We start from the raw sequence: 12,998 nt of genomic DNA on the forward strand, positions 1-12,998 counted from the left end.
TAGGCTGTGCATCAAGCCTAAGCGCATTCGCTGACAAGGCCCGTGTGAGCGGACCCGGCCGGATTCGCGACCGCCCACCCGAACCACTCGACCCGTCTCGCCGCACAGATTGCCGGATGCCTACCGTGACTCCCCGCCTTCTCGCCGTACACGCGCACCCCGACGACGAGTCGAGCAAGGGTGCAGCGACGTACGCGTACTACGTGCACCGCGGCGCCGAGGTGATGGTGGTCAGCTGCACGGGCGGCGAACGGGGCGACATCCTGAACGAGGGTCTCGAGGCGCGGGCCATGGCCGAGCGCGATCTGCCGGGTCTTCGCCGACTCGAGATGGATGCCGCGGCGCGCGTGCTCGGCATCCGTCACCGCTGGCTCGGCTACGTCGATTCCGGCATGCCGACCGAAGACGGCAGCCTGCCGCCGAACTCGTTCGCGGCCATCCCGCTCGAGATCTCGGCCGAGCCTCTCGTGCGGGTCATCCGGGAGTTCCGGCCGCAGGTGCTGCTCACCTACGACGAGAACGGCGGATACCCTCACCCTGACCACATCAGGTGCCACCGGGTGTCGATGGCCGCGTACGAGTGGGCGGCCGATCCCGGGCGATACCCGGCCACGGGAGACGCCTGGCAGATCAGCAAGCTGTATTACGACCGCATCTTCAACGCGAAGCGCATGGCGAGCGTGTTCGAGCAGGTGCGGATCGATGACCCGCAGTCGCCGCTCCTCGAGCACTTCGAGGGCATGATGGAGCGGTTCGGGGAGCAGCCCGACCTCGCCACCACACACGTGCCGGCCGGTGATTTCTTCGAGGCCAGAGACGACGCGTTGCGCTCGCACGCGAGCCAGGTCTCTCCCGACAGCTCCTTCTTCTTCTGGCCCAACGATCTGCAGCGCACCGCCTGGCCGTACGAGGACTTCCAGCTCATCGACTCGAAGGTGGAGACCAGCATGCCGGAGAACGACCTCTTCGCGGGCATCCAGGACGAGCCCGTCCGCAGTGCCGAGCACGGTGACCACGAGCACGGTGACCACGAGCACGGGAACGAGGCCGCTGAGTGATCACCGCAGTGCTGCTGGCAGCCACGCCGTCTCCGAGTCCGAAGACGCCGAACGCCGACCTGATCACCCCCGGTGTGTGGGGGTTCGTCATCACGTTCATGATCGGCGTGGTGACCATCCTGCTCATCTGGGACATGATGCGACGCGTGCGACGCACCCGGTATCGCGCCGAGGTGAACGCGAAGCTCGACGCCGAGGAGGCGCAGCGCGGAACCGGCATCGTCAAGGCGGGGGATGACACGGCCGGCCGGGGAACGGACGTCTCCGGCCGCCGTTCCGACCGCGGCGCCTGACCGGCAGACGGCGCGTACGTGCGCAGCCTGATCATCGGCGGCGTGCTGCTCGTCGCCGGACTGGTGGCCGTCGCGACAGGTCTCTATCCCGCCACGGATGCGCTCGCCCTCGCTGACCGGGTCTGGCCGGTCCTGCTGTTCGTGGTGGCCATTACCGTCGTCGCCGAGCTGGCCGCCGAGGCCGGCCTCTTCGATGTGGTGGCCACGTGGAGCACCCGTGCTGCGCGAGGAAGCGCATGGATGCTGTGGCTCGTCACCGTGGGCGTGGCCACGGTGAGCACGATCTTCCTTTCGCTCGACACGACCGCTGTCCTGTTGACGCCCATCGTCGTGACGATGGCCAGGCGGGTTCGGCTCGACCCGCTGCCGTTCGCACTCACCACCGTCATGCTCGCCAACTGCGCGTCGCTGCTGCTTCCCGTCTCCAACCTCACCAACCTTCTCGCCGCCCAGAAGCTCGACGGCATGGGCCCCGGCGCCTTCATCGCGCTCAGCTGGGCTCCGGCGATCGTGGCCGTCCTGCTCCCTTCGACCGCGATCGCGGTCATCGGCAGGCGCACGCTGGCGGCGCGATACGTCGTGCCGCCAGCGCACTCGCTCCAGGACCGCCGCTTGACCGCCTGGGCGGTCGTCGTCGTCGCTGCGCTGCTTCCCGCTCTCGTCTCCGGCATCCCGGTCTGGATTCCGGCCTGCGCCGCCGCCATCGTCCTCATCGCCGTATTCGCCGTCCTCCGTCCCGGCGCGCTGCGGCCGGGCCTCGTTCCGTGGTCGACCATCGTCTTCGCGTCAGGTCTGTTCCTCGCCATGGGTGCGCTGGACTCGCTCGGTTCTCGGACGGTGCTGGCCGTGCTCAGCCCTTCGGGGACGTCGCCCGTCGATCTGCTGCGTGTCGCCGGTGTCGGCGTCGTGGGCGCGAACGCCGTGAACAACCTGCCGGCGTACCTTGCCCTCGAGCCCGTCGCGGCGCATCCGCTGCAGCTCATGGCGCTGCTGATCGGCGTCAACGCCGGGCCGCTCATCACGCCGTGGGCGTCCCTGGCGACGGTGCTGTGGCATTCGCGGCTGCGCCGTTCGGGCATCGAGGTGCCGTGGGGACGTTACATGCTGATCGGGCTCGTGGTGGCACCCGTCACGGTCGTCGTGGCGACCCTCGCGCTCACCGCCGTGCACTGACTGAGCGTGCCCGGCCTGAGCACGACTAGGTGGACGTAGTGCCTTCGCTGCGGCGTCAGCCGGCGTTGTATGCCGGGTGGAGCACGATGAGCAGCGATGCCGTCCAGTGGCAGAGGAACGCGAGCACCGTCAGCGTGTGGAAGATCTCGTGGAAGCCGAACCGGCCAGGGAACGGGTTGGGTCGCTTGAACCCGTAGACGAGGGCGCCGATCGTGTACAGCCCGCCGCCGACGAAGACGAGCACCATCATGGCCGCGTTCGCGTTGACGAGATCGACGACGTACATCATCGCGGCCCAGCCCAGCAGAACGTAGAGCGGAACGTAGAGCCAGCGGGGCGCGGTGATCCAGAACACGTGGAACGCCATGCCGAGCAGCGCACCTCCCCACACGATCGAGAGCAGGATGGCGCCCTTCTGCGGCGGCAGCGCCAGCACCCCGAGCGGGGTGTAGGTGCCGGCGATGAGAAGGAAGATGTTCGCGTGATCGATGCGCTTGAGCACGACCTTCGTGCGCGGCTTCCAGTTGAAGCGGTGATACAGCGCTGAGTTGCCGAACAGCAGCATCGAGGTCAGCATGAAGACGGCGGATGCCCACTTTGCCGGCGCTCCGTGCGCGAGGCAGACGAGCACGATGCCCGACGCGATCGTGACCGGGAACGTTCCGGCGTGGATCCAGCCCCGCCAGGTGGGCTTGAGCTCGTCAGGGCGCGCGGGGGAGGCATCCACCAGCGGCAGGCTCGCCGTGCCTCCTTCCCGTCGTTCGTCTGCTTTCACGGCGGCATCCGGAGACGACAGCCGGGTAGACGGTCGAGCGAGTTCGTCGGCGACATCGACGTCGTCGAGGGCTGGTGCGACGTCGTCGTGCGAGGAACTGGCCATGGCGCCAGCCTAGGCAGCGATGCCGAGCGCGGGCCGTGCGTGGCCGGCTTCGATGGCTGTACGCTGTGCGGCTCGCGATGGATCCAGCTCTCCGCTGGAGGCGCGTCGATGGCGCGGAGCGGCGCCCGACCCGCGACTGGCTCCACTCCTCCTGGTGCCCTCGAATGCAGGCGCTAACGTAATCGGGTGACATCTCGCCGCATCCCGAAACCCGGCCCCGGGTTCCTCTACGGGCTGTACCAGAACCGGCTGCGGCGCAGCCTCGACCCCGCCGCGATGCCCGGGCACGTCGCCATGATCATCGACGGCAATCGCCGCTGGGCACGGCAGCTCGGGCTCGAGACGGTCGCGCACGGCCATCGGGCGGGCGCAGCCAAGATGCTCGAATTCCTCACCTGGTGCGACGAGCTCGGCATCAAGGTCGTCACGCTCTATCTGTTGTCCTCCGACAACCTGACCAACAGGGACCGCAGCGAGCTCGCCGACCTCATCGAGATCGTCGCCGATCTCGCGCATCAGGTCTCCACCGGCGACTGGCGTGTGCAGCATGTGGGAACGACCGTCGGACTTCCGGGTCGGCTCGTGAAGGCGCTCGGCGACGCGGAGAAGAGCACACAGCACAACACCGGCATGCACGTGAACCTCGCTGTCGGCTACGGCGGTCGCAAGGAGATCACGGATGCCATGCGCAGCATCGTCGCGCAGCACCACGCGGAAGGCAGGAGCCTGGAGGATCTCGCCGAGCGCCTCACGCCCGACCTGATCGGGGCCCACCTCTACACGGGCGGCCAGCCGGACCCGGATCTCGTGATCAGGACTTCGGGCGAGCAGCGGCTGAGCGACTTCATGCTGTGGCAGAGCGCGCACAGCGAGTTCTACTTCGTGGAGGCGCTCGGACCCGACCTGCGCGAGGTGGACTTCTTGCGCGCCGTGCGCGACTACACCCGCAGGAACCGCCGCTACGGCGGATGAGCCGGGTGCCCCGGCTCGCATGGAGCCCGGGGTCGCATCGGTCGAGGCCGTCCGCAACCGGCTCTGTTGCTGGATGTCTGCGACACAGCAGAATGAGCGTGGGAGGTCGCATGACAACCGTCGAAGAGTTCGCCGAAGGTTTCCTGGAAGAGCCGGGGTATCTGGACTTCGCGCGAGTGGGTCCGCTGTCCGCCGCCGTCGTCGCAGAGGTGCAGGGAATCAACGAGGTGTTCTCGCGGGCGCGCTTCGGCTCGCTCGCTCCGCTGCGGAACGAGGACGAGCGGATGCGGGAGGCGGCATCGAGCCTCACCGGCTTCCCCGCTGACCAGATCGTGTTCCAGCCGAACGTCGGCTCAGGACTCATGCACGCGATGTTCGGTCTCAACGGAGCCGTGCTGCTCTCCGGAGGCGAGTTCCCGTCACTGACGTTCGCAGCGGCCAGAGCCGCCGAGGCGCTGCACGCCATGCAGCCGGTGTGGCTCGAGACGGACCACGGACGCGTGACTCCGGGCACGGTCCGCGACCAGCTGTCGAGCTCCATCACGGCGGTCGCCGTGAGCCTCGTCGACTCACGCAGCGGATACGTCGCCGACATCGACGGCATCAGGCAGGTCATCGGCGACCGGCTGCTCGTCGTCGACGCGGTGCAGGGTTTCGGCGTGGTGGATGCGCCGTACGAGGTTGCGGACGTCGTGGTGGTCGGGGCCGAGAAGTGGCTGCGCGCCGGCTGGGGTTCGGCGTTCATGACGCTGTCGGACCGGGCGATGGACAATCTCACGCCGGTGTGGAGCGGGCACACGGGTGCCGGAGTGCTCGACCCGTTCGACGAGGTGCTGCCGCCGGCGCACGCGGCGAGCGCCTTCACGGTGGCGCGGGCGGACAGCGTCGCACAGGCCAGGATGTCCGCGGCCCTGGAGGACGTCGCATCCGTCGGCGTCGACGTCATCGAGGCCACCGTCGCCGACCGTGTCGACCGCATCATCGATCTCGCCGACGAGTACGCCATACCCGTGGCGTCGGCACGGGAGACGCCGGAGCGGGCCGGGATTGTCGTGCTCGAGCCGCCGCATGAGCGGCTGACGCTGCTCACGGCAGCGCTGTTCAACCATGGCGTCACCGTCACGACCAGGGGAGGCACCGTGCGGCTGAGCGCGCACGTCTCGTGCGGAGACGAGACGCTCGAGATGCTGCAAGGAGCGTTCACGTCGTACGCGACGGCGTAGGCGTGCGTGCGCGTGGCGCGTGGTGTGTCTGGACCGTTCGTTGACCGAGTCAGCGCAGCTGACTCGGCGCTGGGGTCGCGGGGAAGGGGTGCCGGACGCATCTGACTACCGAGCCAGCACAGCTGGCTCGGCACTGGCGTCGCGGCGACGGTCCACCGGACCCTCGCTTTCAGCTCCAGCGTGCGTGTCGCCCCGCGGATGTCGGGGGCTGGGCATAGCTTCGGCTTGTCGGGCATCCCGCCCGGCCGAGGCGTCCGTCACGGAGTCGTCTTGAAAGGTGCGGCCGCTTCGTCGACAGATCCGCGCAGAGCTCCACTCCAGGAGCGCGCGGGGTGGGAGTGGTTGTGACCGCGATGCAAACCCAGGTGCCGACGGCCGAGACGATGTCGGAGCGGCCGGCACCGGATGGCCGGTCGAGCGATGCGACTCGGATGCGCCAGACCGAGCGCACCTACGTGCTCGACACATCCGTGCTGTTGTCCGATCCCCGCGCACTGTTCCGGTTCGCCGAACACGCCGTCGTGATCCCCGTCGTGGTGATCAGCGAGCTCGAGGGCAAGCGCAACGACCCCGAGATCGGGTACTTCGCCCGTCAGGCGCTCCGGCTCCTCGACGAGATGCGCGTGCAGCACGGGCGGCTGGACTTCCCCGTGCCGGTGGGCGACGGCGGCTCCCTCCGTGTCGAACTGAACCACTCGAACATGTCCGTGCTCCCCAGCGGGCTGCAGCTCGGCGACAACGACTCTCGCATCCTCGCCGTCGCTCAGAACCTGTCGAACGACGGGCTCGCCGTGACCGTCGTCTCGAAAGACCTCCCGCTGCGCGTGAAGGCCGCATCCATCGGCCTCACCGCCGAGGAGTACCGGGCGGAACTCGCACCCGAGTCCGGCTGGACCGGAGTCGCGGAGATCGGCCTCGGCTCCGACGACATGGCGAGGCTGTACGAGCACGAGATGCTCGAGACGGATGCCCTCGACGGGATGCCCGTCAACACCGGCCTCATCGTGCACTCGGACCGCGGCTCGGCGCTCGGCCGCGTGACGACCAGCGGAGCGATGAAGCTCGTGCGTGGCGATCGCGACGTGTTCGGCCTGCACGGCAGGTCGGCGGAGCAGCGGCTGGCCATCGACATGCTGCTGGACCCGGAGATCGGGATCCTGTCGCTCGGCGGACGAGCCGGCACCGGCAAGTCGGCACTCGCGCTGTGCGCCGGTCTCGAGTCGGTCCTCGAGCGCCAGCAGCACAAACGGATCATGGTCTTCCGTCCTCTCTACGCCGTCGGCGGCCAGGAGCTCGGCTTCTTGCCCGGCGACCAGGGCGAGAAGATGACGCCGTGGGGCGAGGCTGTCTACGACACGCTCGGCGCCGTGGTGTCGCAGAACGTGATCGACGAGGTGGTGGACCGCGGCATCCTCGAGGTTCTCCCGCTGACGCACATCAGAGGCCGGTCCCTCCACGACGCCTTCGTGATCGTGGACGAGGCGCAGTCGTTGGAGCGCAACGTGCTTCTCACGGTGCTCAGCCGGATCGGCCAGAACTCGAAGGTGGTGCTGACCCACGATGTCGCGCAGCGCGACAACCTACGCGTCGGCAGGCACGATGGGGTGGCATCTGTGATCGAGACACTCAAGGGACACCCGCTGTTCGGCCACATCACGCTGACCCGTTCGGAACGCTCGGCCATCGCAGCGCTCGTCACCGAACTTCTCGAGTTCGGCGAGATCGCCTGAGCGGAAGGCGACTGCCGTGCGTCGCGAGGGGCGGCGCACGGCCCGCCGTCGGGTCGTCGCACGCGTGCTCGCCCCGGGCAGCGGCCTCCGTCGCTGCTCGAGGCCGCAGTCGTTCCGGCGAGGATCGGCCGCGACTTCGAGCCCGTGACTGTGGATAACGGCGACGAGCCGAACCCGAATAGCGGTACCGTCGCGCCGTGTCGTCGCCGCGCCCGCTGTCCTGGAGGCCGCTGTCCTCCGTCGCCCGCCGCTGGGCTTGGCAGGCTCCACTCGCCTGTGCGCTCGTCGTGCTCGCGCTGTTCGGCACGGGCATGCGCTTCGAACTCGTCGGATGCCTGTACCTCGCGGTCGTCACACCGGAACTGTGCCGCGTCGACCTCGCGGAGCACCGCCTGCCGAACGCACTCGTGCTGCCGGGTCTCGCCTTCACCGCAGTCGGGGCGCTCTTCGGCTGGTTGGGCGATGGTCGGCCGCCGCTCGTCCCCGTTGTCGCGGGGTTGGCGGTCGGTGGGTTCTTCGGCCTGCTCGCACTGACCGGCGGCCTGGGCATGGGCGACGTGAAGCTCGCCGCTCTGCTGGCCTTCACCGGCGGCACGATCTCCACGGTGGTCGTCATCGGCACGGTCGTGCTGGGATTCGTCGTGGCGGGGGTGGCAGCCTTGGCGCTGCTCGTCTCCCGAGGCGGGGTTGGAAACATCGCCTTCGGTCCGTACCTGCTTGGCGGGTTCTGGGCATCCGTCGCGGCGCTGCCGGCTCTCGGCTGAACGCTGGGCTGGCCCGGCCCGCCCCGCATTCCCTACCCCGTCCCGAACACTTCGGCTGACCAGGCGTGCCCGCATGCTGCCCCACCCTGTCCCGGTCGCCGCACCAGGCGAGGCGTGGGTCCGGACGAAGCGCGAACGCCGATGTGAGACCGACCACGGTGGAACGTCGATCCAGGCCGACCGCGGAGGAGGGTCGATGCGGGAGCGTCGATGCGGAAGCGTCGATGCGGGAGCGTCGATGCAGGAGCGCTCTCACTCGCAGAAAACGTCGGTTTGCGCGGCTCGGGTCGCGCTTTCTGTCAGTGAGACGGGCGATCGAGGTCGCGCACGGTCATCCGGCTCCCGTTCGCGACGGGACGACGAGGGAACCGCGCTCGGCTGCGCCTCGCGATGCTACTTGGCAGACGGAGGCGCCGTCATGCTGAGTACGTCGAGCGCCGAATCGAGCTGCTCGGTCGTGATCTCGCCCCGCTCGATGAACCCGAGATCGATCACGGCTTCCCGAATGGTGATGCCCTGCGCGACCGAGTGCTTGGCGATCTTCGCCGCAGCCTCGTAGCCGATGATCTTGTTCAGAGGCGTGACGATCGAGGGGGACGACTCGGCGAGCGCGCGTGCACGCTCGATGTTCGCCTCGAGCCCGCGCACGGTCTTGTCGGCCAGCGCGCGAGTGGCGTTCGTGAGCAGCCGGATGGACTCGAGCAGCGCCGTTCCCATCACGGGGATGGACACGTTGAGCTCGAAGGCACCGGATGCGCCGCTCCACGCGATCGTGGCGTCGTTGCCGATCACGCGGGATGCGACCATGACGGCGGCCTCGGGAATCACCGGGTTGACCTTGCCCGGCATGATCGACGAGCCGGGCTGCAGGTCGGGGATGTGCAGCTCGCCGAGACCGGTGTTCGGACCTGACCCCATCCAACGCAGGTCGTTGCAGATCTTGGTGAGGCTGACGGCGATCGTGCGCAGCGCACCGGATGCCTCGACAAGCGCGTCCCGGTTCGCCTGCGCCTCGAAGTGGTTGCGGGCTTCTGTGATCGGAAGCTCCGTCTCCTGGGTGAGCAAACGGATGACCAGCTGCGGGAACCCGGCAGGCGTGTTGATTCCGGTGCCGACCGCCGTGCCGCCGAGCGGAACCTCTGCGACGCGCGGCAGCGCGGCCTGCACCCTGTCGATCCCGAGCCGCATCTGGGCGGCATACCCGCCGAACTCCTGGCCGAGTGTCACGGGTGTCGCATCCATCAGGTGGGTGCGGCCGGACTTGACCGCGTCCTTCCACAACTCCGCCTTCTCCTCGAACGCGACGGCCAGGTGGTCCAGCGCGGGGATCAGGTCGTCGATGAGGGCTCCGGTCACGGCGATGTGGACAGAGGTGGGGAAGACGTCGTTCGAGGACTGCGACGCGTTGACGTGGTCGTTCGGGTGCACGGTCCGACCGAGTCGGCGCGTGGCCAGCGTCGCGAGCACCTCGTTCATGTTCATGTTCGACGAGGTGCCGCTGCCGGTCTGATACACGTCGATGGGGAACTCACCCTCGTGCAGACCGGCGATGACCTCGTCGGCGCTGGCCGCGATCGCATCGGCGACGTCCCGCTCGAGCACCCCCAGCTCCGCGTTCGCCAGCGCAGCGGACTTCTTGATCCGGGCGAGCGCCGCGATCTGCGCCGACTCGAGGGTGGCACCTGAGATCGGGAAGTTCTCTACCGCGCGCTGCGTCTGCGCGCTGTACAGGGCGTTCCGCGGAACTCGTACCTCACCCATGGTGTCGTGCTCGATGCGGAAGTCGGCGTCGTCGCCGGGATTATGGCTGTCCATTCGGGATCCCTTGTCGTTGTGTCCGTTTGCGTGAGTTGTGTGCTGGATCGCGCGGGCCGACCTGCGGTCAGACCTCGCCGATCACGAGGTGCGAGGTGACCGTGCCATCGCTGAGCCGGTAGTTGGCGCCGACCACCGCGAGCTCGCCGTCCGCCACCGCCTGTGCGACCAGCTCGCTTCTGCGCAGCAGCTCGCTGACGGTGTCCTTCACGTGCTCGCGCCCCACCTCAGAGGCGTCCACGGACGCCGGGTCGACGACGTCGCCCGCGACGCGGCGGACCGCGGGAAGGATCGGCGCGATCAGGTCTGCGATGTGCGGCGGAAGGCGATCCGCCTCCGGGGCGGCCGTGTCGATGGCCGCGCGGACCGCGCCACAGCTGTCATGGCTCAGAACGAGGAGGAGGGGCACGTGCAGCACCGCGACGGCGTACTCGATCGACCCCAGGACAGACTCGGAGATGACCTGCCCGGCATTGCGGATGACGAACGCGTCGCCGAGTCCGAGGTCGAAGATGATCTCCGCCGCGAGGCGCGAATCGCTGCAGCCGAAGATCGTCGCCACCGGTGCCTGCGAGCCGGCCGTCTCGGCCCGTCGCTCGGCATCTTGTCGGGGATGTTGCGGCTCGCCGGCGATGAAGCGTGCGTTGCCGGCCTGCAACTGCGCCCAGGCCTCCGCGGGTCTGCTGTCGATCATCCACGTCCCTTCGCGTCGTCAGCGAGCTGTCTGCTGACGGAATCCACCAGTGTGGTGAACTCCTGGTTTTCTGCCGTGCCATAGAGCACCACGGTGCTCGCCCCGCTCGTCGCCGACAGGGCGTACTTCGCGTCGCCCACGTCCCGGCTCGACTGCCGGTTGTCGTAGATGCTCCACGTGACGCCGTCGACGACGGTGGTGCTGATCGGATGCGTGTGGGCAACCTGATCGCCGAGCCACGTGGGGTTGGCGTGGAAGCCCTGCACGAGACCGATGTACTGGTTCGACGGCGTGATGAGGCCGATGTACCACTCGTCGACCTGGTCTTGGTTCTCCTGACGCAGCTGCGCGGAGTTCGACGTCCAATCCTTGGGCAGGTGCGGGGTGATGAGCGGATCCGGTTCCACTCCGTTCGCCTGCTGCGCGATCTTCACGTAATCCACGCTCTTGACCGGGGCCGGCGTGGGCCTCGGCACCATGAGCACGATCACGACGACCAGAGCGACGGTGGCCAGCAGCGAGTAGATCAGGTTGTTGACCGTCTGCCGACGTCGATGGTCGGCGGAAGCCTGCGCCTTGCGTCGTGCCGTCTCTTCCGCCGTCTCCGGCCTGCCCAGTTCGGCGACGATCGGATGCTCGTTCCTCGCCATGGCCTCAGGCAACATCTCCTCGAGCACCGCTGGTGTCCGCCGCGCGATCGACGCCGGCGCGCGCAGCATCCAGCCTCGCCTTGGCGCCGATCAGCCACTCCTCGCATCGACGTGCGAGCGCCTCGCCTCGCTCCCACAACGCGAGGGATTCCTCGAGCGTGGACGTCCCCTGCTCCAGCCGGGACACGACGCCGATGAGCTCATCCCGCGCCTGCTCGTAGCTGAGCCCGGCAAGCGACGCTTCGCTCGATTCGGCTGTGCGCGACGCGACGGGACTGGGAGAGTCGGAGGGCATGACATCCATATTAGGAGGGGGTCGCCGCAGACGGGCTGGGCGCCTGGGAAGCAGGGGAGAGATCGTCGCGCGGCTCCTCTGTGGAGGAGTGCCTGCCCCGCGACTCCGCGTCGAGCGCGCCATCCGCCAGCGCAACCACCAGCGGGGAGCCGCTCGGGGCATCCGCCGGCGTGCGGACGATGCCATCGGGTCCCTGCACGATGGCATAGCCGCGGTCGAGCGTGCTCTTCGGCGACAGTGCCCGCAGCCGTCCCGTGAGCTCCCGAGTGCTGTTCTCGGCACGCTCCACGCAGCGCGCGACGAGCTCGGTGCCGCGCGCCACGTACCTCGTGAGCTCTTCGGCGCGAGTGGACACGATCCAGTCGTGCGAGGCCAGCGCGGGCCGCGAGCGCAGCTGCGCGATCCGGTCGATCTCGTGCGTGAGCAGCGCGGTGACGCGAACGCTCATCCGCGTCGAAGCCTGCTGAACGCGCAGCAGCTCCTCCGCGACGTCGGGCACCACCCGCTTGGCGGCATCCGTGGGCGTCGACGCGCGGAGGTCGGCGACATCGTCGAGGATGGGGCGGTCGTTCTCGTGACCGATCGCGCTGACGAGGGGCGTGCCGCACGCTGCGGCGGTGCGCACCAGGGCCTCGTCGCTGAACGGCAGCAGGTTCTGGAAGTCGCCCCCGCCACGCGCGACGATGATGACGTCGACCTCCGGATCGGCGTCGAGCTCGCGGATGCCTGCGGCGATGTCGGCCGCCGACCGGTCGCCCTGCACCGCGGCGTGACGCACCCGGAAGCGCACGGCCGGCCAGCGCAGTTGCGCATTGCGCAGCACATCCTTCTCCGCGTCGGAGTCCTTGCCCGTGATGAGCCCGATGCAGTGCGGCAGGAAAGGGAGCGGCTTCTTGCGGCTCTGCTCGAACAGCCCGTCCTCGCGCATCTGGGCGCGCAACCGCTCGAGACGCTCGAGGAGGTCGCCGAGCCCGACATGCCGCATGTCGTAGACCTGCATCGTGAGCGTGCCGCCCTTGAGCCAGTAGTTCGGCTTGATGAGCGCGATCACGCGGTCGCCCTGCTTCAGGTCGGCGGGGATACGTGAGCGTGTGGACGACCAGATCGTGAAGGAGACCGTCGCGTCAGCCTCGCAGTCCTTGAGCTTGCCGTACACGTTGCCGCCCGACACGCCCCACTGGGTGATCTCGCCCTCGACCCAGACGCTGCCCAGCCGGTCGATGTAGTCGCGGAGCTTTCCGGCGAGCAGCGCAACGGGCCACGGTGCTTCCACGGTGGGCAGGCCATCGGGCACGCTCTGTTCCCTCCCGTGTTCGCGGCATGGCCGCGCGGATGTCTCACGATCGGCTCCGCACGCACGACGCGGACGGAGCGCGGCTGGCGCCGCTCAGTTCAAGTTCAGAGGTTCAATCGGTTCGGCGCTGCATGTAAGCATTCAGCGCACTCACCTC

The 12,998-nt window shown here is 68.6% G+C and carries 13 protein-coding genes; 7 read left to right on the top strand and 6 right to left on the bottom strand.

What is annotated here, in order from left to right:
* The first annotated feature begins 116 nt into the window (after nucleotides 1–116).
* The 3 genes from mca to VHB92_RS15115 are packed head-to-tail and all read left to right on the top strand — an operon-like array spanning nucleotide 117 to nucleotide 2,524.
* Entirely contained in the window at nucleotides 117–1,058 is a 942-nt protein-coding gene (mca, locus tag VHB92_RS15105; protein ID WP_325454591.1) for a mycothiol conjugate amidase Mca, read from the top strand.
* Nucleotides 1,055–1,351: a hypothetical protein gene (locus VHB92_RS15110; protein WP_325454592.1), complete on the top strand. Its 297-nt coding sequence runs from the start codon at nucleotides 1,055–1,057 to the stop codon at nucleotides 1,349–1,351. The genes mca and VHB92_RS15110 overlap by 4 nt, the downstream gene beginning before the upstream one ends.
* An 18-nt stretch (nucleotides 1,352–1,369) precedes the next feature.
* Nucleotides 1,370–2,524 (top strand): SLC13 family permease, encoded by a 1,155-nt coding sequence (locus VHB92_RS15115; RefSeq protein WP_325454593.1) that lies wholly within the window; start codon nucleotides 1,370–1,372, stop codon nucleotides 2,522–2,524.
* Nucleotides 2,525–2,579: 55 nt separating this feature from the next.
* Here VHB92_RS15115 and trhA read toward each other — a convergent pair whose 3' ends face one another.
* Nucleotides 2,580–3,404 (bottom strand): PAQR family membrane homeostasis protein TrhA, encoded by an 825-nt coding sequence (gene trhA, locus VHB92_RS15120; protein ID WP_325454594.1) that lies wholly within the window; start codon nucleotides 3,402–3,404, stop codon nucleotides 2,580–2,582.
* 186 nt (nucleotides 3,405–3,590) lie between these two features.
* Here trhA and VHB92_RS15125 point away from each other — a divergent pair, with 186 nt between their 5' ends.
* From VHB92_RS15125 to VHB92_RS15140, 4 genes are all read left to right on the top strand, one after another.
* Nucleotides 3,591–4,376, top strand: a complete 786-nt coding sequence (locus VHB92_RS15125; RefSeq protein ID WP_325454595.1) for an isoprenyl transferase — start codon at nucleotides 3,591–3,593, stop codon at nucleotides 4,374–4,376.
* Nucleotides 4,377–4,486: 110 nt separating this feature from the next.
* Complete coding sequence (locus tag VHB92_RS15130; RefSeq protein ID WP_325454596.1) at nucleotides 4,487–5,599, top strand: aminotransferase class V-fold PLP-dependent enzyme; 1,113 nt, start codon at nucleotides 4,487–4,489, stop codon at nucleotides 5,597–5,599.
* Nucleotides 5,600–6,030: 431 nt separating this feature from the next.
* Nucleotides 6,031–7,329: a PhoH family protein gene (locus VHB92_RS15135; protein WP_325454654.1), complete on the top strand. Its 1,299-nt coding sequence runs from the start codon at nucleotides 6,031–6,033 to the stop codon at nucleotides 7,327–7,329.
* Nucleotides 7,330–7,526: 197 nt separating this feature from the next.
* Nucleotides 7,527–8,093 carry a prepilin peptidase gene (locus VHB92_RS15140; protein WP_325454597.1) on the top strand — a complete coding sequence of 189 codons (567 nt, stop codon included), beginning with the start codon at nucleotides 7,527–7,529 and terminating at the stop codon, nucleotides 8,091–8,093.
* A gap of 393 nt (nucleotides 8,094–8,486) precedes the next feature.
* Here the strand turns inward: VHB92_RS15140 and VHB92_RS15145 are convergent, their stop codons facing one another.
* From VHB92_RS15145 to xseA, 5 genes are all read right to left on the bottom strand, one after another.
* A complete protein-coding gene (locus VHB92_RS15145; RefSeq protein ID WP_325454598.1) occupies nucleotides 8,487–9,908 on the bottom strand; it encodes a class II fumarate hydratase in 1,422 nt (473 codons plus the stop codon).
* 67 nt (nucleotides 9,909–9,975) lie between these two features.
* Nucleotides 9,976–10,602 (bottom strand): carbonic anhydrase, encoded by a 627-nt coding sequence (locus tag VHB92_RS15150; protein WP_325454599.1) that lies wholly within the window; start codon nucleotides 10,600–10,602, stop codon nucleotides 9,976–9,978.
* Nucleotides 10,599–11,252 carry a DUF4245 domain-containing protein gene (locus VHB92_RS15155; protein ID WP_325454600.1) on the bottom strand — a complete coding sequence of 218 codons (654 nt, stop codon included), beginning with the start codon at nucleotides 11,250–11,252 and terminating at the stop codon, nucleotides 10,599–10,601. Before VHB92_RS15155 ends, VHB92_RS15150 begins: the two co-directional genes overlap by 4 nt.
* A 4-nt stretch (nucleotides 11,253–11,256) precedes the next feature.
* Nucleotides 11,257–11,547 (bottom strand): exodeoxyribonuclease VII small subunit, encoded by a 291-nt coding sequence (locus VHB92_RS15160; protein ID WP_325454601.1) that lies wholly within the window; start codon nucleotides 11,545–11,547, stop codon nucleotides 11,257–11,259.
* Between the two features lie 10 nt (nucleotides 11,548–11,557).
* Entirely contained in the window at nucleotides 11,558–12,841 is a 1,284-nt protein-coding gene (xseA, locus tag VHB92_RS15165) for an exodeoxyribonuclease VII large subunit (protein WP_325454602.1), read from the bottom strand.
* Nucleotides 12,842–12,998 lie beyond the last annotated feature (157 nt).

Origin of the sequence: Humibacter sp., assembly GCF_035547335.1 — a bacterium.
GTDB lineage: Bacteria > Actinomycetota > Actinomycetes > Actinomycetales > Microbacteriaceae > Humibacter.

What these genes read in the sequence shown, in the direction of transcription:
- trhA (WP_325454594.1), bottom strand. Translation starts at nt 3,404, where the DNA reads ATGGCCAGTTCCTCGCACGACGACGTCGCACCAGCCCTCGACGACGTC.
- VHB92_RS15155 (WP_325454600.1), bottom strand. Translation starts at nt 11,252, where the DNA reads ATGGCGAGGAACGAGCATCCGATCGTCGCCGAACTGGGCAGGCCGGAG.
- mca (WP_325454591.1), top strand. Translation starts at nt 117, where the DNA reads ATGCCTACCGTGACTCCCCGCCTTCTCGCCGTACACGCGCACCCCGAC.
- VHB92_RS15160 (WP_325454601.1), bottom strand. Translation starts at nt 11,547, where the DNA reads ATGCCCTCCGACTCTCCCAGTCCCGTCGCGTCGCGCACAGCCGAATCG.
- VHB92_RS15145 (WP_325454598.1), bottom strand. Translation starts at nt 9,908, where the DNA reads ATGGACAGCCATAATCCCGGCGACGACGCCGACTTCCGCATCGAGCAC.
- VHB92_RS15130 (WP_325454596.1), top strand. Translation starts at nt 4,487, where the DNA reads ATGACAACCGTCGAAGAGTTCGCCGAAGGTTTCCTGGAAGAGCCGGGG.
- VHB92_RS15150 (WP_325454599.1), bottom strand. Translation starts at nt 10,602, where the DNA reads ATGATCGACAGCAGACCCGCGGAGGCCTGGGCGCAGTTGCAGGCCGGC.
- VHB92_RS15135 (WP_325454654.1), top strand. Translation starts at nt 6,031, where the DNA reads ATGCGCCAGACCGAGCGCACCTACGTGCTCGACACATCCGTGCTGTTG.